A 23,378-nucleotide genomic window follows, 5' to 3' on the forward strand; every position below is an offset into this window, starting at 1 on the left:
ATTAGCGCCCCTTTAATGGTATAAAAGTCACCGGCACATTTTCACTACCAAGGTGGGTTTTCTCTGCTTCCGTGACAGGAAAATGGGCACGGTCATAAACTTCAAATAGTTGGCAAGGTTCATTTAAATGATGATAGAGGCGAATACCTTCCGCGTTAGGGTTACTTTTAGAAAGCATAAAACGACCGCAGTTATTCATATTGATATCGCTAACAGGAGTGCCGTCTTTTGAGACAAATTGGTAATAAATATCCGATTCATGCTGTTGCTCAATATGGCAGGCTTGAACTGGGCCGCGGAACATGTGGGTAATACAATGTAACCCATCTGGTATGCTCAAGACTGTTTTATCGGTGTTCGCATCTTCCCATGGTAAAATAATTGGAGGATGGAAATGACAACGAGGGCAATAGCCTTTATCCATATAAGGTTCTGCAATGAGTCCACTACGTTTTACTAACAGTGTTTGGCATTCAGGGCAGTAGGTATTGGCGCTTTGCGTATCGAATACATTACCGACATAAACATAACGCATTCCATCATTGAGCGCTTGCAAACGTGCTTGTTCAAGGAGTGGGATAGCGGTGCGCTCGACATGAGTATATTGGTAGTCGGGATGAAAACGTACATAGTGTAGCGGGATTTCAGCATCAAGATGGGTTAGCATCCAATCAGAGACTTTTTTAGCCTCTTCTAATGTGTCATTGCGGCCTGTTACACACAGATTGGAGATTTCTAAATGTGGGTAATTACCTGATTTTCGAGCATCATAAACTTGTTTGATCCCATCAAGGATAGGTTGAAGGCGACCACCTGTGTGTTTGCGATAAAAGCTATCCTGCATTGATTTTAATGAAATACTAAAAATATCCATGACGGTGAGTAATTCATCAATCCCTTTTTCACTGATATAAAATGCGCTTTTATAGAGATTTTTTAAGCCTTTTTCACGTGCCAGTTTCGCGGTATCCATGACAAACTCGTGCCAAACAACCGGATCGTTATAAGTCCAAGAAAGAACACGAATATTGTGTTTTAAGGCATAATTCACCACATCTTCTGGGCGATAATATGCCACATGGCTGTCTTGAACATAGCGGGCTTGACTCGTTGTCCAGTTTTGGCAAAAGTCACAACGCAGCATACAACCAATATTGCCTAAAGAAAGAATGCGTTCACCGGGAGCGTAATGATAAACGGCTTCGGTTTCAATGGACTCTTGTGTCATAGGAACGGATTTGCCGTAGTTAAGCGTCACTAGGCGACCATTTTCATTGCGACGGACTTTACAAGTCCCGACTCGACCTAGGTTAATTTTACAGGCTCGAGGGCATAATTCACATTGAATACGTGAATTAGAAATCGGGTGCCAAAGGCGAGCAGGATGACTAGTTTGCTGCCATTGCTTCAAGATTGCCATTGATCTAAATCCTCACTCATTATTATTTTGCTTATTTGCCAGTCTTGTCGTTTTTCTTTTACCTGCTTGCCAATCGTTAAGTGTTTTCCTTAGTTGCCAAAAAAATGGGGAGCCTTTTGCCGGTGTATTGATTAAATACACACATTCCCCTCGATTTGCTAAATTTGAGATTAGTTTGAATCCAGGACCAAAGGTATAGGGTTTAGTCTTAATAGACTTATTTTTACCCGCTTGGGATTGCGTCAGAAAATCGGCATTTTGTCGTGTGGCATGGACTGTTTCGCGATTACCGCCTTGATAAGGAAAACGACCTGTTAACAGTTTATTGAGCCATATTGGTTTTTTGATGCTGTGTTGAAACTCAACTTGGGGGTGGGCCATTTTTTGGCTAGCGACTAACGCAGTGGCATAACATTCACGGATCAGATCAGGCAAAGCATCGGCTTCATGCTGCCAATCCTCAATATGGTGTTGCAGGATATTGAGAATGCTCCAGCGGCAACTTGGCCAAAAATCGGTATATAGCGTTCTGGAACCTCGTTTGAGTACTTTGCCAAGTAATTTATCGGTTAAATGTTGGAACCATACATCAAGTAAGCGCGAAGCTTGGATATTCTCTGTGTTACCATCCCACTGCGATAACATCTTGTCTTCAGGGACGAAAGGTAATAAAAAATGTTTTGCCTGCTGGGCAAAATAATCTGTTTTATCATCCTGAATAGCGGTCAATGTTTCGGTGGTGTGTTGGTCGGTGTGTTGGATCAACGCCTCGATACGCCGTGAACGGCTAGGGGGATGCCAGCGATTAGATAAAGCCACTTTTCCCGTAAACAGTGACTCACTATATTGATTGGCATAAAGAGTATAGCCTCGTTCAGGATTATGTTCGCAAGGTAATTCATCAAAAGGCACATAACCCAACCACTGGTGCTGTGGCTCTGTTAGGTTTAGTACCAAGCTACCGATTTGTTGATGACGCTTTGGAATATATCCCATGGTTTGCAGACCAATATCCCCATGAATATCAGCATAGCCAACCATCATTGGTGAGTTTTTTACATGCTTAAGGGCATCTCTAAATGAAGGCCAATCTTGGCATTTGGCGAGCTGATAAAAGGTAATGTCACCACTTGGGTCATCTAGTGCAGGCCAACGTAAAAACATACCGTAGCCATTTTTTTCTGACACTAACCGCCCTTGAGCAAAGCTATAAGTTGTGAAACTGTGTGATTTACCATTTTTCAGTTTGATTTCATGGATATTTTTAGTTAAAGGCAGATTCCCTGATGCCGTTTCAACCTGCTCATTTTCAAGGTCGAGCTTACCCCAAAATAAGTCTTGGTTATCCGCCATGATACCAACCATTCCCCATGCAGCATGGTTATTACGACCGACGATAATGCCAGGAGAGCCTGGAAAATGAGAGCCGACGACATTGAGTCCTTCATCACTTTCAAGGCGGCAAAGTAGATTAAAATTAGGATTCACATGCCCCATATGAGGGTCGGTAGCCAATAGCGGTTTTCCTGATTGGGTTAATGACCCACTGATGGCAATGACATTCGAGCCCGTATCGGGTGAAGCTAGCCCTAAATACTGCAATCCTTTTAATCCATCTTTGAGTGCCTTAACCACTTCTTGGTGCCAATCCCCATTTTCATTTAGTGGTAGTGGGGGAATTTGATGGCCTTCATGGCTAAAGGTTGCCAATAACTGTTGATGCTGTTTTGGCGTCAATCGATTTGCTATGCGCGTGTGGAATAGTTCATATTGCCAAGCGGAATTAATAAAATATTTCAGTTGTCCTAATAAATAACTGTCTGAGATTGAAAAAATTTCAGGACGATAGTGCAGTAATAAGCACTCGATGGGTAAGACTTTCATTTCACTAAGTGCTTGGTTGATACCGGCAGTATAAGCTTGAATATGTTGATATTGCATAGCCTGCCAAGAGTGAGTTGGTGCGGCACAATCAATGTTTGTCGCACGCTCAGCCAGCTCCACTAATCCTAATCGTCGCTGAAAAACATCGGTACGTAAGGCCCCATTTCCCATAATTTCAGATAAGCGACCACTGGCGACACGGCGGGATAAATCGAGTTGCCATAAACGTAGTTTAGCGGTGCCATAACCTTGACCAAAAAAAACCGCATTATCGCTATTCCCTTTAACGGAAAGTAATTGTGCTGATTCGAGGGATAGAGTGACGTGCCCCCATTGGCATGAGAGATGTTTGGTTTTCATGCTACATCCTTTTTAGCAGATGACAATTGAGTCGCGAGGTGTGATACGTATTCGATAAACTCTTCTTTTGGATAGCCTGCACTCCAACCTAATTGTTGTTGGGCCTTATAGGAAGAATAAGTGTAGGAACTGCCATCCATTATATGAAGCGCTTCGCAAGATAACGGCATTGTCAGCCCAAGGCTGGCGAGTTTATCCATTAACCAAGCAGGTATTTTCAGTGAAGAAGCCTTTTTGGCAGGTAAAGAAGGTCTGTCACAAAAATGGCTTAGCATCTGAAAAAGTTCGGGCATAGAGAAAGTCTCGCCAGCCAAGATATAGTTTTGGCGAACAATTTCCGGTGATAGTAGTGTGATGAGTCCATCACAAACATGTGACACATGACAAAGTTGAAATGTGCTTGTCGTTGCGATTTGAAAAGGGATTTTTCCAAGTAAAAAGGCGTTTACGGTCTGGGCTAATACGCTGTTATCACCTAAACCAAATACCCCACCGCTGATGGCAATATTGATAGGAGCGCCTTGGCATTGCTGTTTTACAACCAATTCGTGTGCAATATGTTTTGTTTCTTCGTAATAACTACGAAAGATGCCATTGTGCCGGTGAGATTCATCAAGTAATGCGCCTTGGGTTTCGCCTAAAGCAGCGGTTGAGCTCATATAAACGATTTTTGAAATATCAGCATCTTGAGCCGCTGCTAACAGGTTTGAGGTGCCGATGACATTAGTTTGATACATATGCTGCCGTGCTTGGCGGGTTGGCGCTAAACCGACACGGTAATCCGCAGCAAGGTGGATCACGGCATCTTGCCCTGCCAATGCTTGTTTTAAGCTTTGAGGTTGCAAAATATCACCAGTCACCACGTTCACCTTTTCAGGTAATTTGGGGCGATAGGGAATCACACGATTTTGTGGATTTCGAGATAATACAGTTAAATTATGACCTTGTTCAGCAAGCTTATGCAGCAGATGAGAGCCAATAAACCCAGTTCCACCAGTAATTAATAGGTTGCGGTTATTTATCGCCATTTTCTTCCTTACTGATAAAGTTAACGAGGGCAGATAGCATGAAAAAGCCATCATGCGGCGCATGAATAGGGCGCTGGTGCATGCGACCAATTGGGCAATAACGGGTAAAACTGTATTGTTGTAATGACAAAGAATCTAAATCGCCAAAATAACCAAGGGTCTGTAGGCGCCCAGGCCAAAGTGTTTGCGCTTGTTTTAGGCTATCTTCGATAGAAGCAACGACGAGTTGAAAGCCCTGAGTTAACCATGCTTGAGGGGCAAACTCTGTTTGATAAGTGACTCCCCAGCCTGTTTTTTCACTGTAAACACTCGGCTTATCGGGAGCGGATAGCGAATAAGTGAACCGATGTTCGCGAAATTGCGATATGCCTTGTAAGCGTAGGTTGTCAGACAAAATGGGAAGGTGATCAAGTGTGGTTATCAGTTGATGATAAAGCGCTTCTGCCGCTAAGGGGTTATCCAACAAAATGAATCGAGGTGAGCTACAGACTTGTTGATGAAAAAGGGCGATATCGTACAAAATCAATTCAATTGCAGGAAGTTGCTTGCCAATGATTGCCATGGCACTGATTTTTGGCCCTAGTTCGACCAATTTGATATGTGGCGGTGTGATTTGACGATAGTGTTGGATTAATGCCTCGCCCCCTGCGAGTAAGACCGTATCGACGCCAGAGAGTATCTGCTGATCATTTTGTAAATGACTTTGCCAATCAATGATTTCACACTCCTCATCATCAAGTGACAGAATGCGTTTAACCTGTTGCAAATAATTGATTGATATGCGGGCTTTCAGGCGAATTTTACTGCCAATAAGGTAAGCGGCACATAGCGCTTCTAGTGTACCTAATGGATCTTTTTCAGAAACAATAATCAGCAAACGCTTCGGTGCATGCCAATATTTTCCACCTAATTCACGATGGATCTTTTGTTCCAATAACTGATTTTCAGTCAGACGCTCCAAACGCGATAAACAAAATTGTTGCGTATTTTCATCTTCCGAAAACGACCAATTAGCTTCACGCAAAGTTGTTAGGCACAGTTTGATTTTATTTACACGCGTTTGTAGTGAGTTTTTCATTTTACTTGTGCCGCACAGGTGCCCTCTGGGGTAGATGCTCGTCCTAGATAGCGCAGGAAGGGTAGCGGTTGACCACAGGCACAATTATTGCCCCAACAACCCAGATCTTGCGTTAATAAGCGATGTGAAGGTATTGAGGCAAACAGAGGGCTTTCAAGTACAATGAGTCCATTTTTATTTTCTGGTGCATGGTTCCCATCTTCAGCCATGATTGAAAAACGTGAATAAGCAGGGAGATGAAAATGACCTTCAGGACAACTAATGTAGTGAAGAGGATGTTCAGTCATACCATAAATATCGCGAATATCGACGCTAGGCGCTTGTAAAACTTGTTGCAAACCTTGAATAATCTCAGGGCGTTCAAGTTGTTTTGTCATCCCTTTCCAACCACCGCCGGTTAAGCCTTTTATCGGTGATTTCAAGGTAAATGGTTCAGGGCGTTTTAGGCATAAAAATTCAAAAAACAGTGTTAAGCCTAAAATATAGATAGGGGCAGGATCATTAGCCCAGCGTTTGAGTGTAGACCACGCTAACTCACTATCAAATTGACCTTGCTCTGACACAGTAAAAACAAGCTCTTGTATTGGGGCACATTGGGTGAACTTTAAAAAGGCAGTGGCATAACCTGCATGCTCACCTGTGGCGGGATCAGGAGATAACATTAAAAAGCGAGAAGGTGTGGTTGAAATCAAATGATTATGCAAAAAAATTTGCACCATAGCCGTTTCAATACGTTTTAAACTGAGATTGTCAAAGAAAACGCGTGTTTTCCCATGTTGCCCAGTACCTGAACTATTTAACCATATACCATCAAGCTGGGTATTTGTCGCCAAATCCATGGTTTTAAACAAATTAATAGGGATCAGAGGGTTGGCTTCTGTTTCCCATAACTTTGCATAATTAACATTACGGTTTAAATGCCAGGTATCAGCTTGTTTCATTGCGGCTGAAAATAACGCATCATCAATACTTTCTGGCGCATAGGGTTGCGGGTTATTGATAAGTAAATCAATAGGATTGCTTGTGTTCTCAGACATTTTTTTCACTTATATCAGAATGCTTAGTTATTATTAAGTTTTATTATATGACCTAACTAAAGGTAAATATTCTGAATCAAGCGTTGCAGTTATCACTTTAGGAGAATTTTAAGTTTGAAAAGTTATCATGAAAGCCGTTTTGTTAGTGGTATTTATAGCGGATTGGGGAAATATTAATCGTTGGTAAATAGAAAGTGTCACTTAATTTAGTTGTGTTATTGATTTATTTAAGTGATCAAGCAGTATAAAAAGTTAATGGGGATGACATAGCGTGCTTTTAAGTGCGAAGAGGTAAAGTGATATCTCTTCGCTACAATGTCTCACTTATCGTTTTTTTGCTTTTTATAGGCGATAAATGCTTTATATAAAGGGATTAAACATAGCAATAAAGTTGCATATTTAATGACGGTGATCGTCATATGTAACATCCAAATATTGAGGTTTTCCAAGAAGGTTGGATTTAGGCGAATGAGTAAGATGAGTAGCAAACTAAACAGTAGAGTAACGATGTAGGTGATGACAAGTGAAAATGAAAAAAGAATAAATAAATCAATTCTTTGAATATTATTTTGTTTTTTATATTTAAATAAATTAACACAAAACTCCCAGCGTTTGTTCCGTCTCGCCACTTCATTAATAACGATCACGTATAATGAAAGAAATATTATCGTTATTTTAGTTATTAAAAAATAACCACTGGACAGCTCAAAAGGCAAAGAGGAAAAGACAAGATAGAGTGTAACAAGATGATAGATACAAATAATGCTCGATATAATGCTAGTAATGATTTGATATAAAATAAATTTCATTAATTATGCCTTTCAACAAGAACGATGCCGTTTACCGCCGAAATGATAAAAACCGAGAGATTTATCAGAGAAACTAGCCAAAAATAGGCAAATGATGATCTCTAATATGGGTTGTTTTCTCTACAAAATTTACACTATCCCGCTTTTTTTGTAAGCCCTTAGTGAACAATAAGCTGTCATGGCCCCCTTAAGTCCACATATATTGACTACCAATAATAACTGATTCTCATTATCAAATAGATTGGAAATTGGCTCAAATATTGATTAATATCAATCTATGCAAGCTGACTCGTTTCATTTTGCTAATGAATCACACTTTTTTGTGATCGCTGTCATATTAATCAATTAATTTGATATACATCAATATTTGGTATGACCAAATGACCAAGCGTGTTATCCTCAACAAACTTTTGGTCTTATAAGTGGTGATTAATGTTATTTAAGTTTTTTTATTTCGAATAAGACTTAAATAACATTAATTTATTTTGCAATGAGGGAAATATGGCCTTTTCTCAACCAAAAATTGTGATTGTCGGTGGTGGTGCTGGTGGCTTAGAGCTAGCAACACGACTAGGTCGTAAATTAGGGCGTAAAAAACGTGCAGAAATCACTTTAGTGGATCGTAATCCAAGTCATTTATGGAAACCTCTGTTACATGAAGTAGCAACAGGCTCTTTAGATGATGGTGTGGATGCCTTGAGCTATCTTGCCCATGCTCGTCACAACGCATTTAACTTCCAATTAGGCTCTTTGACACAAATCGATCGTGACAATAAAAAGATCATTTTGGGTGAATTACGGGATAAAAACGCGGAGTTATTGGTTCCTGAGCGTGAAATTGATTATGACATTTTAGTCATGGCACTAGGTAGTACTTCAAATGATTTTGGTACGCCGGGTGTTAAAGAGCATTGTATTTTCTTAGATAATCCGCAACAAGCCCATCGATTCCACGATGAAATGCTTAATCTATTTTTACGTTATTCTGTTCGCGACAATGCAGAAGAGAAAGTGAATATTGCGATTGTTGGAGCTGGAGCTACAGGTGTTGAGTTGTCGGCTGAGTTGTATAACGCGGTAGAGCAGCTAACCAGTTATGGATTTAAAGGATTAGATACTGACGCGTTAAATGTGACATTAGTCGAAGCCGGTGAACGTATTCTGCCTGCATTACCACCACGTATTTCTGCGGCAGCACATCAAGAGTTAAATAAGTTAGGCGTAAAAGTGCTAACTAAAACGATGGTGACCAGCGCTGATGACGATGGCTTGAATACAAAAGAGGGTGAGAAAATTCGTGCTGACTTAATGGTATGGGCAGCCGGTATCAAGGCACCTGATTTTATGAAAGAGATTGCGGGGTTAGAAACGAATCGTATCAATCAGTTGGTCGTTAAGTCGACATTACAGACAACCCGCGATGATACCATTTTTGCGATTGGTGACTGTGCCTCATGCGCTAAGCCTGACGGTGGTTTTGTGCCACCTAGAGCGCAATCTGCACACCAAATGGCGAGCCGCTGTTATGATAATATTTTGGCGATGATAAAAGATAAGCCACTAAAAGATTATATCTATAAAGACCATGGCTCTTTAGTCTCTTTATCGCGTTTTAGTACCGTGGGTAGCTTAATGGGTAACTTGATGCGTGGGGATATGATGGTGGAAGGGCGTATTGCACGTTTTGTGTATATCTCATTGTATCGAATGCACCAAATTGCGCTTCATGGCTATGTGAAAACAGGGTTAATGATGTTAGTCGGAAGTATTAACCGCATTATTCGTCCGAAATTAAAACTTCACTAACGTTTTAGTCAGTCGCAATAAATAGGAAAAATCCTCGTTTTTCATTAAACGGGGATTTTTTTATAAGTATTTTTAAATATAAACTTTAATCAATTGATTGATTATTTATGAATAAACTATTTTGAGCGACCCCAACGATTAAATACATTATAGGAGGTACACTATAAAGATGCCTGATATGAAGCGGCATTAATTTAAATATGCCATTTTAATTAAATTCTGGATTAGCTTATAAGCTAATATACTTATTATTGGCAGTTGCTACCTTCTATTATGTGGAATTTTTGTTTTATATAAAATTATAAAAGTATCCGTTGAGTCATGCGAGTATCAACCTCATAGTGTCACCTAAAACCGCTCTCAATGGGCGTTGCCGCTAGGTAAATAGAAATGGGGTGAAATCATGTTAAAGCTGTAGGCAAGAAAAGGTAATATAAAAAATGCTAGTCGTGTTCTCTGATGAAAATTAAAAAGGTCGTTTGCATTCATTGAATGAGAAATAAAAAAATAAAGGGGGAAATTGATAGAAATTAATAAAAAGATATCTTCGTGTTATTACTTAAAATAAGTGTAAAAAAGACTTTTTTATAATTATAATTACCAAAAATTGATCGTAATCAATATGTGAAAATAGATTAAAATTTAATTTATTGACTTAACAACCAACAGGAGTAAGTTAAATTTTTATTGACTTGTTCTTGATTAAGAAAACTCTAAATCTTTTGATTGTTTTGCCAGTAACTATCGAATTATTAAAGCGAAAAGTTACAATGGGACTATTCACTAACATTGTCATTAATAAGGGCAGCCTATGAAGCTAACATATAAGGTGTTATTAGCAGCAATAGTTATTTGCCTTATTATTATTGTATCAATAACTTCGCTGCGTTTCTCCAAGGATGAAAGTCGGTTGGCGACGGTAATTTCGATAGAGCCAATAAAATCGCATCGGCTGATTGAACAGGAGAATTGTTCAGTTATGGGGATATTTGATGGATTTAATCAGGAATATCTATCGCGCTATCACCCAGCTCAAAGTGAATGTAAGATGGTATTTATGATTGAGGCACTCCAAAAGGACTCCTTATCATCACTACTTGAACGTGACAATCGTAAATGCATAGTAACAGAAAAAGTAGAACAAATTATTGTGGGTTATGATGTGGTATACCGTATTGGTAACACCCTAGGCAAAGTACGCACCGTTTATGATCCAGGACTATTTATCCCCCTTGATGAAAATGGGCGATTAGATTTAAGTACCTCTAGTAGTCAACTTTGTAAAGCGGCACGTAACCAGACTGATGCATTAGTGCCGTTTTATTGCGTCAAACTTGATGAAGCTAGCCGAAACTCGCTGAATATGAATAATGCCGTAGAGATTTATGCGGGAAAAAACACCTACGCTTATTTTGAATAAAAATGAGCGGAAAAGCCCCAGTAACATTATTATGTGGCTGGGGCTTTTCATTTGTTCTAACGCATCATAGATTATGCTTCTAGTAAGTTATCCGCACAGTCACGCAACAACTGTTTGATAAACTCAATGCGTGTCACGCGCTCGCTGAGGTCATGCACAAATTTCAACCTTACAGGACCATCGAGGCGGAAGGTTTTCGGTTGATTTTGTAATAGACTGATTAAGAAGTTTGGCGAGACTTTATGTTTTTCACCAAATTCAATAAATCCACCTTGCTCATGAGCTTCAATTCGCTTGATACCTAATTTTTCCGCTTCTAGCCTGATAGCCGCGCTGGCAAGTAAGAAACGTCCAGCATCGGGTAATGTGCCAAAACGGTCAACCAGCTCAGTACGAAGATCATTTAACTCATCTTCATTATGAGCACTGGCGATACGCTTATAGAACGATAAACGAATATTAACATCATGAATGTAATCATCGGGAAGCAGCACGGGCATGCGCAGTTCAACTTCTGTTTGCTGATTAACTAAGTCCTCTAATGAAGGCTCACGCCCATCTTTTAATGCCTCTACCGCGCTTTCCAGTAACTCCATATACAGCGTAAACCCGATCGTCGTCATCTGCCCGCTTTGATCTTCACCGAGCAATTCACCCGCACCCCGAATTTCCAAATCATGAGTGGCAAGGGCAAATCCCGCACCAAGATCTTCAAGGGAAGAGATAGCTTCTAAACGTTTATGTGCGTCAGCAGTCATCGCTTTTGGATGTGGCGTTAATAAATAGGCATAGGCTTGATGATGAGAGCGGCCTACACGACCTCGTAGCTGGTGTAGCTGCGCTAAGCCAAAATGGTCTGCACGTTCAATAATGATGGTATTCGCTGTTGGAATATCGATACCCGTTTCAATGATGGTCGTACAAATCAGGACATTGAAGCGTTGATGGTGGAAATCGGTCATCACACGCTCCAGTTCGCGCTCACGCATTTGCCCATGACCGACCACAAAGCGCGCTTCTGGTACTAATTCTTCCAGACGTTTTTTGGCTTTTTCAATATTTTCAACATCGTTGTAGAGATAATACACTTGGCCTCCACGTAATGTTTCACGCAAAATGGCTTCACGAACCACAAGGTCATCATATTGGCGTACAAAGGTTTTCACGGCTAAACGGCGAGCAGGAGGCGTTGCGATAATCGACAGATCCCGCATGCCACTCATGGCCATATTGAGTGTACGAGGGATAGGGGTTGCGGTGAGCGTTAAAATATCCACATCCGCACGCATAGCCTTAATACGCTCTTTATGACGAACACCAAAACGGTGCTCTTCATCGACCACGAGCAACCCTAAGTCATGCCACACTAAGTCACTTTGCAGTAACTTGTGGGTACCAATCAAAATATCGACTTTCCCTTGAGCGGTTTCTTCGAGTATCTGTTGCTGCTCTTTGGCGGTTTTGAAACGAGAGAGCATTTCAATTCTTACCGGCCAATTTGCGAAACGGTCACGGAAATTATCGAAATGTTGTTGAGCCAGCAAAGTGGTAGGCACAAGCACCGCAACCTGTTTATTATTATTGATGGCTAAGAAAGCTGCTCTCATAGCGACTTCGGTTTTACCGAAACCGACATCACCGCACACAAGGCGATCCATTGCGATAGGTTGACACATATCGCTAAGCACGGCATTAATTGCCTGCTCTTGATCGGGGGTCGTTTCAAAAGGGAAGCCTTGACAAAACTCTTGGTACTGCTCTTTGTCATGTTTAAAGGCAAAGCCGGGTTTGGCGGCTCGCTGAGCATAGATATCAAGTAGTTCAGCCGCGACATCACGGACTTTTTCTGCGGCTTTATGCCGCGCTTTCCCCCAACTATCGCTACCAAGGCGGTGTAACGGGGCATTTTCATCTGCACCACCGGAGTAACGGCTGATAAGATGCAAGGATGAGACAGGAACATATAGCTTGTCGTTACCCGCATAGGTCAAAATCAAATATTCCGCTTTAATTCCACCTGCTTCAAGTGTTGTTAATCCTTGGTAACGACCCACTCCGTGCTCAATATGAACAACTGGCTGCCCAGGACGTAGTTCGGCTAAGTTACGGATCAGCGTATCAGTATTGATAGTTCGGCGGTTATCTGTGCGGCGACGAACAACACGTTCCCCTAATAAATCACTTTCACATATCAACGCACGGTGTTGTACTGATTGAATAAAACCGTGTTCAGCAGCCCCGATCATGATGGCAAAACGGTTGCTTACTGGGCTGGAGTAGTGACTAATAGTCTCAGGGCGAATTTTGATCCTTCCCAATAATTCAGTGACTGTCTCGCGCCGGCCTTCACTTTCAACAGAGAAAATGACGGTGCCATCAAAATGTTCAACAAATTGACGCAATTTTTCAAGCGGCTGTTTACTTTGCCCTTGTGTACCGATATCTGGCAACGGTAGGTAATCTAAATTAGTGTTAGCTGCCTTATCGGCTAATTTTTCAACAGACAGCTGTACTCGCGGCCATTTTTTTAATGCCTGATTGAGTTGCTCGACGGTCAGCCATAAATCTGTCGGTGGCAACAAGGGGCGCATCGGGTCAACACCGCGGCTTTCGAAACGTTGTTGGGTATCACTTTGGAAACGTTCGGCAGCTTCTTGGTAGTGCTGTGAGATAAACAGCGTATTTGTTGGTAGATAGTCAAATAGCGATGGCAAAGGTTGACTAAAAAAGAGCGGTTGCCAGTATTCAATCCCTGTGGGAAGTGTTTTTTTGCTGACTTGTTGATAGATATGTTCAGGGTCACGCCTGACTTCGAATCGTTCACGCCACTGGCTACGGAAGCGTTCGATGGCATCTTTGTCTGTTGGAAACTCGTGTGCAGGCAACAGGTTGATGCTCTCAACTTCTTCAAGCGTTCTTTGGCTATCGACATCAAAGGTACGCAGACTATCAATTTCGTCATCAAAGAAATCAATTCGGTAAGGGAGTGCGCTCCCCATTGGGTACAGGTCTAATAATGCGCCACGTGTAGCGTATTCCCCGTGTTCCAAAACTTGTTCAACATGGCGATAGCCTGCCTTATCTAGCTCGTCGCGCAAGTTATCGCGCGAAAGTTTGTCACCTTTAGCCATCACAAGTGCATGGCTAGCCAGAAATTCAGATGGGCAAACCTTCTGCATTAAGGTGTTGACCGGAAGGATCAAAACCCCTTTTTGCATAGTAGGTAAGCGATACAGTGTTGATAAACGGTGTGAGATAATTTCTTGATGTGGTGAAAAGTTATCGTAAGGCAAGGTTTCCCAGTCGGACAATGTTTCAATTGGCAGTTGCGTAAACTGTTGAATTTCATCGCGGAGACGTAAGGTGTTTTGCATGTCTCTTGTGATAATGACCACAGGCCCTTGATGACGCTCTATCATCTCTGCACATTCAAGTGCACCCGCGGCCCCAATCAAGCATCCAAGATGACGGACATCACCACCGCGTGTAGGAAGTTCATAACGAAATTTTGAAGACATAAAAATATTCGGTTTCTCAAAGCATAATGGCTAAACGACCTGTTTTACCCCGTACAATTGTCTGAAAGTAAGACAAACAGGCCGTGCCAATAAGAAAAAAATCCACAAAACCGGGGCCGGGTGGTTCCATTCATCATTCGTACCCTTTATTATCGCTGAACACTTCGCTTTGGCAACAGGGGCGTTACAGATTTCATGTCTCAATCTGTCTCAATATTTATAGGTCTGCGTTACATGCGCGGACGAGCTGTCGACAAATTCGGCCGTTTTGTATCCAGTTTATCAGCCATTGGTATCACGCTAGGGGTTGCGGCATTGATCACCGTGACCTCCGTCATGAATGGATTCGAACGATCGTTACAAGATAGCATACTCTCTTATATGCCGCAGGCCGTTTTAACGTCGGCAACGGGGCATATTGACCCACAAAAGTACCCCATTGCAGATCTACAGGGCCTGCAAGGTGTTTCTCATATTGCACCGCTTGTGCAGTCGGATGTTGTTTTGCAAAGCCGCTCGAATGTCGGGGTAGGCATGATGCTTGGCATCACTTCTGACGAACGATCACCACTATTAGATAACTTGATTGACGGGCAGCGCTCAGAATTAGTCGAGGGGCAATATCGTGTCTTCTTGGGGAATAAGCTGGCGGAAAATTTAGGTTTAAAGCGTGGCGATGAAGTTCGTTTGATTATCCCTGGAGTCAGTCAGCTTACGCCAATGGGGCGTATTCCGAGCCAACGTTTATTCACGGTGGCAGGGGTGTTCCAAACCAATGGTGAGGCCGATGCCAGCGAACTGATTGTTGCGCAAAATGATGCTGCTAGGATGATGCGCTATCCCGCAGGGCATATTACAGGCTGGCGGTTATTTCTGAATGAACCGTTAAAGGTCGATACGTTGAGCCAACAAAATTTACCTGACGGACTGATTTGGACCGATTGGCGTGAACGCAAAGGTGAGTTTTTTCAAGCGGTCAAAATGGAAAAAAATATGATGGGTCTGTTGCTCAGCCTCATCATTGCTGTCGCTGCTTTCAATATTATTACTTCACTCTCTTTATTAGTTATGGAAAAGCAAGCTGAGGTGGCCATTTTAAAAACGTTAGGTTTAAAGCGTGGGCGCATTTTGGCGATTTTTATGATCCAAGGGGCAGGTGCGGGGATCATTGGCGCATTAATAGGCTCACTGCTTGGTATGTTAATTTCCAGCCAATTGAATTTCTTGATGCCGCTATTTGGCATGTTGCCAAAAGGGGTTCACTTACCCATTGTGCTTGATTTTTATGGTATTTTAATTATTGCGGTATCCGCAATGCTCATTTCGCTGCTTGCGACGCTTTATCCTTCTTGGCGTGCGGCGGCTGTGCAACCTGCTGAGGCGTTACGTTATGAATAAACAACCACTTCTTATCTGTGAACATTTAAGCAAGGTCTATCAGGAAGGCGCATTGTCGACGCAAGTATTAAAAGATGTCTGTTTTTCGATTAATGAAAGCGAAATGATGGCAATTGTTGGTAGTTCAGGCTCCGGGAAAAGTACCTTACTGCACCTATTAGGTGGCCTTGACACCCCGTCTGAAGGCGAGGTGATTTTTCGGGGGCAACATATTAACCGCCTCTCATCGGATCAGCGTGCCGCCATCCGTAACAAAGATTTGGGGTTTATTTATCAGTTTCACCACTTATTACCTGATTTCACGGCATTAGAAAATGTGGCTATGCCATTACTGATTGGTGGTATGAATAAATCAGAAGCCTTTGATAGAGCGACTAAAATGCTGGATGCGGTTGGCTTAGCCCACCGTTCAGGGCATAGGCCATCCGAGCTTTCTGGTGGTGAGCGGCAGCGTGTGGCGATTGCTCGAGCATTAGTTAATCAGCCTGCATTGGTACTTGCGGATGAGCCAACAGGGAACCTTGATTTACGTAATGCAGATGCGATTTTTGAGTTACTCGGTGAGTTAAATAAAACCCAAGGCACCGCATTCTTGGTGGTGACTCATGATATGAAGCTAGCGCATCGTTTATCGCGCCAACTTGAGATGCGTGACGGGCACCTTCAACAAGATATCACACTGGGGGCAGTGTAATGTCTGGATTACCGCTGACTTTACTTACAGCGTTACGGTTTAGCCGTGGCCGCCGCCGTACAGGGATGGTATCACTGGTTTCTATCGTTTCAACACTTGGTATTGTTTTAGGTGTGGCCGTCTTGATTATAGGTTTGAGCGCCATGAATGGGTTTGAGCGCGAACTTGAAAATCGCGTTTTATCGGTGGTGCCACATGGGCAAATCTATGCGGTGAAAGCCCCATATCAAGATTGGCAATATGCTGAGAATGTGATCCGCAATACTCCCGGGGTTAAAGCAGTGAGTCCGTATGTTGGGTTTACTGGCTTGCTGGAGCGCGGAGCTAATCTCAAAGCAATACAGGTTATGGGGGTTTCGCCGAAAACCGAGTCAGAAGTCAGTGCATTGCCTAAATTTGTACTCGATGATGCGTGGAAAGATTTTAAAGCAGGGAAACAATCGATTATTTTAGGGCAAGGTGTTGCTGACTCACTGAATGTTAAAGTTGGGGATTGGGTAACCATCATGATCCCCAATACAGATGCGAGTTTAAAAATCCAACAACCTAAACGGATCCGTGTTCAAGTTTCAGGTGTTTTTCGTTTAAGTGGGCTATTAGATCACCAATTAGCGCTGATCCCTATTGCCGATGCGCAAGCGTATTTAGGCTATGGTGATGGCATTACAGGGTTTGAAATAAAAGCCGATAATCCATTTAATGCGGATAAAGTTGTTTATGATGCGGGCCTGAAAACCATGCATCATGTGGTTGTGAAAAGTTGGATTGGCGACTACGGCTATATGTATAACGATATTCAGATGGTACGTAGTATCATGTACTTGGCTATGATCCTCGTGATAGGGGTTGCTTGTTTTAATATCGTGTCTACGTTGGTCATGGCGGTCAAAGATAAGAGTAGTGATATTGCTGTATTGCGGACACTTGGTGCTAAAGACAGGCAAATTCGGGCGATTTTTTTGTGGTATGGTTTGCTAAGTGGACTCGTTGGCTCCTTAATAGGGGCAATACTTGGCGTGGTTGTTTCATTAAATTTAACCACCATAATCAAAGGACTTGAGTATGTTATCGGGCATCCTATCTTGTCTGGCGATGTCTATTTTATCGACTTCCTTCCTTCTCAATTGCACCTATTAGATGTGGTGTATGTGTTGCTGACAACGGTGGTATTAAGTTTGTTGGCAAGTTGGTATCCTGCACGCCGAGCAAGTAAACTTGACCCAGCTCGTATCCTGAGTGGTCAATGATAACTAACTGGGTAGCCTATCGTTACCCAGCTTGTTTTATTGCTCCCCATTGCGACGCGCAAGTTGTATCTGCTTATAACTGCGCGTTTCTATCAATGTGTCATTGAAATCATATTGCTGAGCGAGAGACATCAACTGCTGTGTGAGCTGAGGGAGCAGTGAAAGCGTGTCTGTCATTATGGCAAATTCAGCAAACCAGCCAATACCCTCTAAATAATCAATAGTGATATGTACATCGCCAAGAAAATAGATGCTACGTTGTTTGCTGGTGGCGAAATAGCATTGATAGCCAAGTGTTGTCAGCATATTTTTGACGTGAGCACAATCTTCAATATTAATCGCTTTACATTCTGAACTGCCAGGGCCTTTGACTATCCATAATTTAATGCCTGAAGGGAACATTTCACGGACTGACAGACTTATTCCTTGCTGCGCAAGCTGACCATCAGGCATATCAAAAAAGTCATCTTTTTCCGTATTATTTTCCGTAAAGACTTCAGCGCCATCAGCCATGATCCGTTGTAAAAAACGGTTTGGGTCAGGCAATCTAAATTTAATTTCGGCTTCATATTGACCAACAAAATGTTCACTCATGGTAATTCCTAGTTTTATTTATGGGGCAAGGTATTTTCTTCTAAGCTGTGGAACAATGCAGGTATTTAAATGCGAAAGAGTACAACTTATAAAAAGAGGGAAAAATAGTCTTTCCCTCCGATTTAGATGTGCTATTTGCTTTTTTTCATAATAGATTGATCAAGGTAACCCATCACAAATGCGGATAAAACAAATGTTAAATGGATAATGACATACCACATTAATTTGTTATCAGGGATATTCTGTGAGTTCATAAAAACTTTTAACAAATGGATTGATGAAATGGCTACGATAGAAGCTGCTACTTTATTTTTTAATGAGGTTGCATCCATCTTACCTAACCAACCCAATTTTTCGCTATTCTCAGGGATATTGAGCTGGGAAACAAAGTTCTCATAGCCTGAAAACATCACCATTACGAGTAAACCACCGACTAACGCCATATCAATTAATGATAATAGTATCAGAATTAAATCTGCCTCAGGGATTGAGAAAATATTGGGGATCACATGCCATAGTTCTTGAAAGAACTTAATCGTTAATGCAAATAGAGTCAGTGATAGGCCAAAGTAGATAGGGGCAAGTAACCAACGTGATGCATACAGCGTCTTTTCAAACAATTTTTCCATATAAACCTTTTACTGTGTGATGAATTAATCGTGTTAAAAGTAAACTCGTCTATTTTAGCGAGTCTAAATTCAGACTGCGATATTTAGTTTGGTTATGAAGATATAATCACTGAGAAAAACGTATTATTATGGTTTAGTGGCGTTTAAGATAAGTGATAGATAAACATTTAGCCTCACAATTCCTTTTGTTATTTGTTGCGTTATACTGACATTCGAATTAGGTTTGGGTAACGATTATGATCATTGCGAGTAAGGTATAAAACTCGCGGCGATAACAACATGGAAGAAAAAGGTATTTATTGATGTTGCGATTTCGTCATAGGCTAAAGAAACTTAAAAAAATTAAAATGTTACGTCGTCAACGAGCTCGCGATCGTTTTTTTTACAGTGAAAATAGAATAACCAATATGAAAAATGTGAAAGTCGTCGTACTAACTGGGGCGGGTATTTCTGCTGAATCAGGCATTCAAACTTTTCGTTCTTCGGATGGTTTATGGGAAGAACACCGCGTTGAAGATGTGGCAACACCGGAAGGGTTTGCTCGTGACCCACAATTAGTGCAGCGTTTTTATAATGAACGCCGCCGCCAACTCCAACAAGAGAATATTAAACCAAACCCTGCACATTATGCTTTAGCGCAATTAGAAGATTTGTTAGGGGATAATTTTCTGCTAGTGACTCAAAATATCGACAATTTACATGAGCGTGCGGGTAGTAAGCGTATTATTCATATGCACGGTGAGTTATTAAAAGTCCGGTGTAGTTGGTCAAATCAGGTATTAGAGTGGAAAGAGGATTTATCCACAGATGAACGCTGCCATTGTTGCCAATTTCCTCAACCGCTAAGGCCGCATATAGTTTGGTTTGGTGAGATGCCATTAGGTATGGATGAAATTTATCAGGCTATTGAGAATGCGACACTCTTTATCGCAATTGGCACGTCTGGTCACGTCTATCCTGCGGCAGGTTTTGTGCATGAGGCAAGGCTAAATGGTGCACATACTGTCGAGCTAAATTTAGAGCCAAGTCAGGTTGAGAGTGAATTTGAAGAAAAACATTATGGTTTGGCTAGTGAGGTCGTGGTTGATTATGTGAAGCATCTTATTGCCGAACTGACGATGGCGAGTGAAAGCAAGATTTAACACGCGATTTAATGAAGGGGGGTAAAACCCCTTCATCATATCACTTTCTTGCATGGCGTGATGTTAGACGTTTTCATCTAACATAGCAGGCATCGTAATCTCTTTTACACAAGTTGCGTTACTCGTACTTAAAATAAACTTGACGGCATTAAGGACGTCTTGCAAGGGGATTAATGCACCTTCAGTGCGTGAAATAACGTCATCGACAGGCACTGATAGAGGGTATTCCGTTGCTAAATAACCGAGATTAATCACAGAAATAGCTATTTTATCTTGGCGTAATGTCTCCCTTAGCGAGTGAACAATACCGCGTAGTGCATACTTTGAGGCAGAAAAAGCCACTTCATGACCGTTATGGTTATCTAATCCCCACGTTGAGCCAATTAAGATGATTTTGCTATTTTGGCCAAGTCGTAAATTAGGCAACATTGCCTTGAGGTGCAAGATACAGGCACTGATATTGGTTTGGATCATCGTGAGCAGTTCAACATCATCCGTTGATTCAAATCGATAATCGTCGGTGAACGCATATTTTTCCCAAATGCCGACATTATAAATTAGGCAGTCAATCGGGCTATCTTGCAGGGTGCTCTTTACGGTTTGTACAGAATTCGTTTCCGATAAATCAGCTTGGATCCAATGAAAATTGTTATTGGAGAAAGAAGGCATAGAGCGAGAAACGCCATAAATAGTATCTTGTGCGGTAGGAATACCTTCAATTAATGCTTTTCCCAACCCTTTACTGACACCATAAACTAAAAATTTTTTTGTCATCGATATTCTCTTTATTTTAAGCTGAATGAAATAGATACCGTCGCGATGGTTTGCTTTGCATAGATAATAATAGAGGAATAAAAATAATGCTATTGGGAAGTATAAGCTTTAATTCAGCGATGGCTAAAATAAATAATAGGCAAAGTTAAACAGTTGACTAAAAAATAATAATCCCTTGATAACTGGATAATAATAAGTATAAAAATAGTTTTATTTTGTTGAATGCTGCTATCAAAAATAGGGTTAGGCGATTTATTTTATGGAATTTATTATTTGTTATTAGATATAAATAAATATGCTTATGATAAATATGTTCTGACTAAGAACAAATAATTATTTCTGTTTATCAGAGTAACTCGATAAAGATTAAGGACGGTTAGTTCTTAATGCGAGATAAATATGAATGTCTTAATCATTTCAGGTAGCCCCGCGCTAAAGTCGCGTTCATCAGCATTGCTTGATTATGCTCAACAATGGCTGAGTCAGTTTAATTTGATAATTCAACGGATAAGTGTGAATGAATTTGATGCGAGTGTGCTGTTACAGGGTAAATATCAACATGCACAAATTCAAAAATTTATCCAACAAGTCAAAGAAGCTGACGGTATTATTATTGCGTCGCCGGTTTACCAATCCTCATACAGCGGCGTACTTAAAGCCGTGATAGACCTATTACCTCAACGCTCTTTATTACATAAAACAGTATTACCCATCATGACAGGGGGGAGTGAACATCATCAGCTAGCATTAGATTATGCCTTTAAACCATTACTTACCGCATTGAAAGCAGAAGAGATTATTAGTGGCATCTATACTAGTGACCAGCATTTTCAGTATTCAGAAAATACGCATCAATATCTTATTTCCCAAGAAATAATTGAGCGACTAAATAGTAATTTACAGGCTTTTTATCACACGTTAAATAAAAATTATTTTCAGCATATTAACTATCAGACTCAATTACCATTAATCAATGAAATGAGGCTTTAAGTATGGGCTACTCACGTATTGTTATTTTGAGTTGGTTAGTGCCACTGAGTTTATTAATCGTTTGGCAATTTTCAGTCAGTACAGGTTGGCTTTCGAGCCGAATATTACCTGAGCCTCTACAAGTTTTTAGTGCGGGGTGGAACCTTATAAAAAATGGTGAACTTTGGGAGAACTTAGGAATTAGTGCATTACGTGCGGGCATTGGATTTATTATTGGCAGCTCAATCGGATTAATATTGGGATTAATAACAGGACTTTCTCGATTAGGTGAACTCTTATTAGATAGTTCCATTCAAATGATCCGTAATGTGCCCCATTTAGCACTAATTCCCTTGGTGATCCTTTGGTTTGGTATTGATGAATCGGCAAAAATATTTCTTGTCGCACTAGGAACCTTTTTCCCAATTTATTTGAATACGTTGCATGGTATTAAACATCTCGACCATAAATTAATTGAAATGGCAAAAAGCTATGGTTTACACGGTTATAGCCTATTTCGCCATGTTATTTTTCCGGGAGCACTACCTGCAATATTTGTAGGGGTACGTTTTTCATTGGGCTTGATGTGGCTGACATTAATTGTTGCAGAGACGATTTCGGCTAATGCGGGGATCGGCTACTTAGCGATGAACGCTCGCGAGTTTTTAAGAACGGATATCGTGGTTTTCACCTTAATTATTTACGCCTTATTAGGAAAAACAGCCGATACACTCACTTATTTACTCGAAAGGGTTCTACTTCAATGGCATCCCAAATGGCATAAAAAAGAGGTCACAGCATGATAACGAAAACACAATGTTTTGCAGCCAATACGGGGATCCCAATTCAATTAGAGGGCGTGATAAAAGGCTTTAGGGGAAATAACGTCTTACGGTCACTCAATTTTGCTATCCCCGCTGGGCAATTCGTGACCATCGTGGGGCACAGTGGTTGCGGAAAAAGTACCTTATTACGTTTGTTGGCTAATTTAGATTCGCCAACATCAGGGGAGATCACCGTGGCAAAACAGCCTTTATCCAATTTTCATGGGGATATTCGCATCATGTTTCAGGAGCCTCGGCTCTTACCTTGGAAAACGGTGATTGAAAATGTGGCGCTCGGGTTAAACAGAACGTCGCACAATGAGGCACTTAAGGTGCTAGCCTCCGTGGGTCTGTCAGACAAGGCGGGTGAATGGCCAGAAGAACTTTCAGGAGGACAAAAACAACGAGTCGCTTTAGCGAGAGCATTAATCCATCAGCCTCGTTTGTTACTACTCGACGAGCCTTTTGGGGCATTGGACGCCTTAACACGTATGGAAATGCAACAACTGCTGATCAAATTATGGCACCAGTATCAATTTACGGTGGTTTTGGTCACGCATGATATTCATGAAGCAGTATGGACCTCGGAGCGAGTATTGATGCTAAAGGAAGGGATGCTGCATCTGGATATTAATATCAACGAAAACTACCCCAGAAACTTAACCAATGCCTTTTTAATTGATTTGGAATCACAAGTACTCAATGCGTTGACTGAGCGAAAGTTTGCTTGATCACTGAAAATAAGGA

The 23,378-nt window shown here is 41.3% G+C and carries 18 protein-coding genes; 9 read left to right on the plus strand and 9 right to left on the minus strand.

From position 1 onward, the window contains the following. Nucleotide 1: 1 nt before the first annotated feature. Genes amrS through I3B46_RS09215 form a run of 5 tightly spaced genes read right to left on the minus strand, consistent with a single transcriptional unit; the run spans nt 2 to nt 6,807 of the window. Complete coding sequence (gene amrS, locus I3B46_RS09195; protein ID WP_014656168.1) at nt 2-1,420, minus strand: AmmeMemoRadiSam system radical SAM enzyme; 1,419 nt, start codon at nt 1,418-1,420, stop codon at nt 2-4. Between the two features lie 12 nt (nt 1,421-1,432). Beyond that, entirely contained in the window at nt 1,433-3,664 is a 2,232-nt protein-coding gene (locus tag I3B46_RS09200) for a penicillin acylase family protein (protein ID WP_060561089.1), read from the minus strand. Next, entirely contained in the window at nt 3,661-4,692 is a 1,032-nt protein-coding gene (locus I3B46_RS09205) for an NAD-dependent epimerase/dehydratase family protein (RefSeq protein WP_104873544.1), read from the minus strand. The genes I3B46_RS09200 and I3B46_RS09205 overlap by 4 nt, the downstream gene beginning before the upstream one ends. After that, nucleotides 4,679-5,770: an acyl-CoA reductase gene (locus tag I3B46_RS09210; protein ID WP_104873543.1), complete on the minus strand. Its 1,092-nt coding sequence runs from the start codon at nt 5,768-5,770 to the stop codon at nt 4,679-4,681. Before I3B46_RS09210 ends, I3B46_RS09205 begins: the two co-directional genes overlap by 14 nt. Next, a complete protein-coding gene (locus I3B46_RS09215) occupies nt 5,767-6,807 on the minus strand; it encodes a LuxE/PaaK family acyltransferase (protein ID WP_036940774.1) in 1,041 nt (346 codons plus the stop codon). Before I3B46_RS09215 ends, I3B46_RS09210 begins: the two co-directional genes overlap by 4 nt. 1,310 nt (nt 6,808-8,117) lie before the next feature. Here I3B46_RS09215 and I3B46_RS09220 point away from each other — a divergent pair. Next, nucleotides 8,118-9,422: an NAD(P)/FAD-dependent oxidoreductase gene (locus I3B46_RS09220; protein ID WP_004920811.1), complete on the plus strand. Its 1,305-nt coding sequence runs from the start codon at nt 8,118-8,120 to the stop codon at nt 9,420-9,422. A gap of 811 nt (nt 9,423-10,233) precedes the next feature. Continuing rightward, nucleotides 10,234-10,842 carry a UmoD family flagellar biogenesis regulator gene (gene umoD, locus I3B46_RS09225; RefSeq protein WP_004920810.1) on the plus strand — a complete coding sequence of 203 codons (609 nt, stop codon included), beginning with the start codon at nt 10,234-10,236 and terminating at the stop codon, nt 10,840-10,842. Between the two features lie 71 nt (nt 10,843-10,913). On the opposite strand, the gene mfd is transcribed toward umoD, so the two are convergent. Then, complete coding sequence (mfd, locus tag I3B46_RS09230) at nt 10,914-14,360, minus strand: transcription-repair coupling factor (RefSeq protein ID WP_004920809.1); 3,447 nt, start codon at nt 14,358-14,360, stop codon at nt 10,914-10,916. Nucleotides 14,361-14,555: 195 nt separating this feature from the next. On the opposite strand from mfd, the gene lolC reads away from it, so the two are divergent. The 3 genes from lolC to lolE are packed head-to-tail and all read left to right on the plus strand — an operon-like array spanning nt 14,556 to nt 17,699. Continuing rightward, nucleotides 14,556-15,758: a lipoprotein-releasing ABC transporter permease subunit LolC gene (gene lolC / locus I3B46_RS09235; RefSeq protein ID WP_014656160.1), complete on the plus strand. Its 1,203-nt coding sequence runs from the start codon at nt 14,556-14,558 to the stop codon at nt 15,756-15,758. Next, on the plus strand, nt 15,751-16,452 hold the full coding sequence (gene lolD, locus I3B46_RS09240) for a lipoprotein-releasing ABC transporter ATP-binding protein LolD (RefSeq protein WP_004920807.1): 702 nt from the start codon (nt 15,751-15,753) through the stop codon (nt 16,450-16,452). The genes lolC and lolD overlap by 8 nt, the downstream gene beginning before the upstream one ends. Next, nucleotides 16,452-17,699, plus strand: coding sequence for a lipoprotein-releasing ABC transporter permease subunit LolE (gene lolE, locus I3B46_RS09245; protein ID WP_014656158.1), 1,248 nt, complete (start codon nt 16,452-16,454; stop codon nt 17,697-17,699). The genes lolD and lolE overlap by 1 nt, the downstream gene beginning before the upstream one ends. A gap of 36 nt (nt 17,700-17,735) precedes the next feature. On the opposite strand, the gene I3B46_RS09250 is transcribed toward lolE, so the two are convergent. Further along, on the minus strand, nt 17,736-18,293 hold the full coding sequence (locus I3B46_RS09250; RefSeq protein ID WP_036940758.1) for a class IV adenylate cyclase: 558 nt from the start codon (nt 18,291-18,293) through the stop codon (nt 17,736-17,738). Between the two features lie 131 nt (nt 18,294-18,424). Further along, nucleotides 18,425-18,922, minus strand: coding sequence for a TIGR00645 family protein (locus tag I3B46_RS09255; RefSeq protein ID WP_004920804.1), 498 nt, complete (start codon nt 18,920-18,922; stop codon nt 18,425-18,427). Between the two features lie 305 nt (nt 18,923-19,227). Here I3B46_RS09255 and cobB point away from each other — a divergent pair, with 305 nt between their 5' ends. Continuing rightward, complete coding sequence (gene cobB, locus I3B46_RS09260; RefSeq protein ID WP_080997986.1) at nt 19,228-20,064, plus strand: Sir2 family NAD+-dependent deacetylase; 837 nt, start codon at nt 19,228-19,230, stop codon at nt 20,062-20,064. Between the two features lie 63 nt (nt 20,065-20,127). Here the strand turns inward: cobB and I3B46_RS09265 are convergent, their stop codons facing one another. After that, entirely contained in the window at nt 20,128-20,838 is a 711-nt protein-coding gene (locus I3B46_RS09265) for an SDR family oxidoreductase (RefSeq protein ID WP_014656155.1), read from the minus strand. A 399-nt stretch (nt 20,839-21,237) separates the two neighbouring features. Here I3B46_RS09265 and ssuE point away from each other — a divergent pair, with 399 nt between their 5' ends. The 3 genes from ssuE to I3B46_RS09280 are packed head-to-tail and all read left to right on the plus strand — an operon-like array spanning nt 21,238 to nt 23,362. Continuing rightward, nucleotides 21,238-21,828, plus strand: coding sequence for an NADPH-dependent FMN reductase (gene ssuE / locus I3B46_RS09270; protein WP_004920800.1), 591 nt, complete (start codon nt 21,238-21,240; stop codon nt 21,826-21,828). 2 nt (nt 21,829-21,830) lie between these two features. Then, complete coding sequence (gene ssuC / locus I3B46_RS09275; protein WP_004920799.1) at nt 21,831-22,610, plus strand: aliphatic sulfonate ABC transporter permease SsuC; 780 nt, start codon at nt 21,831-21,833, stop codon at nt 22,608-22,610. Beyond that, nucleotides 22,607-23,362: an ATP-binding cassette domain-containing protein gene (locus I3B46_RS09280; protein ID WP_004920797.1), complete on the plus strand. Its 756-nt coding sequence runs from the start codon at nt 22,607-22,609 to the stop codon at nt 23,360-23,362. The genes ssuC and I3B46_RS09280 overlap by 4 nt, the downstream gene beginning before the upstream one ends. The last annotated feature ends 16 nt before the right edge of the window (nt 23,363-23,378 follow it).

Source organism: Providencia sp. 2.29 (genome assembly GCF_015832305.1).
In the GTDB taxonomy this organism is placed as follows: domain Bacteria; phylum Pseudomonadota; class Gammaproteobacteria; order Enterobacterales; family Enterobacteriaceae; genus Providencia; species Providencia stuartii.

Bases quoted from the DNA above. Each gene is read 5' to 3' on its own strand.
- amrS (WP_014656168.1), bottom strand. From the start codon at position 1,420: ATGGCAATCTTGAAGCAATGGCAGCAAACTAGTCATCCTGCTCGCCTT.
- I3B46_RS09200 (WP_060561089.1), bottom strand. From the start codon at position 3,664: ATGAAAACCAAACATCTCTCATGCCAATGGGGGCACGTCACTCTATCC.
- I3B46_RS09205 (WP_104873544.1), bottom strand. From the start codon at position 4,692: ATGGCGATAAATAACCGCAACCTATTAATTACTGGTGGAACTGGGTTT.
- I3B46_RS09210 (WP_104873543.1), bottom strand. From the start codon at position 5,770: ATGAAAAACTCACTACAAACGCGTGTAAATAAAATCAAACTGTGCCTA.
- I3B46_RS09215 (WP_036940774.1), bottom strand. From the start codon at position 6,807: ATGTCTGAGAACACAAGCAATCCTATTGATTTACTTATCAATAACCCG.
- I3B46_RS09220 (WP_004920811.1), top strand. From the start codon at position 8,118: ATGGCCTTTTCTCAACCAAAAATTGTGATTGTCGGTGGTGGTGCTGGT.
- umoD (WP_004920810.1), top strand. From the start codon at position 10,234: ATGAAGCTAACATATAAGGTGTTATTAGCAGCAATAGTTATTTGCCTT.
- mfd (WP_004920809.1), bottom strand. From the start codon at position 14,360: ATGTCTTCAAAATTTCGTTATGAACTTCCTACACGCGGTGGTGATGTC.
- lolC (WP_014656160.1), top strand. From the start codon at position 14,556: ATGTCTCAATCTGTCTCAATATTTATAGGTCTGCGTTACATGCGCGGA.
- lolD (WP_004920807.1), top strand. From the start codon at position 15,751: ATGAATAAACAACCACTTCTTATCTGTGAACATTTAAGCAAGGTCTAT.
- lolE (WP_014656158.1), top strand. From the start codon at position 16,452: ATGTCTGGATTACCGCTGACTTTACTTACAGCGTTACGGTTTAGCCGT.
- I3B46_RS09250 (WP_036940758.1), bottom strand. From the start codon at position 18,293: ATGAGTGAACATTTTGTTGGTCAATATGAAGCCGAAATTAAATTTAGA.
- I3B46_RS09255 (WP_004920804.1), bottom strand. From the start codon at position 18,922: ATGGAAAAATTGTTTGAAAAGACGCTGTATGCATCACGTTGGTTACTT.
- I3B46_RS09265 (WP_014656155.1), bottom strand. From the start codon at position 20,838: ATGACAAAAAAATTTTTAGTTTATGGTGTCAGTAAAGGGTTGGGAAAA.
- ssuE (WP_004920800.1), top strand. From the start codon at position 21,238: ATGAATGTCTTAATCATTTCAGGTAGCCCCGCGCTAAAGTCGCGTTCA.
- ssuC (WP_004920799.1), top strand. From the start codon at position 21,831: ATGGGCTACTCACGTATTGTTATTTTGAGTTGGTTAGTGCCACTGAGT.
- I3B46_RS09280 (WP_004920797.1), top strand. From the start codon at position 22,607: ATGATAACGAAAACACAATGTTTTGCAGCCAATACGGGGATCCCAATT.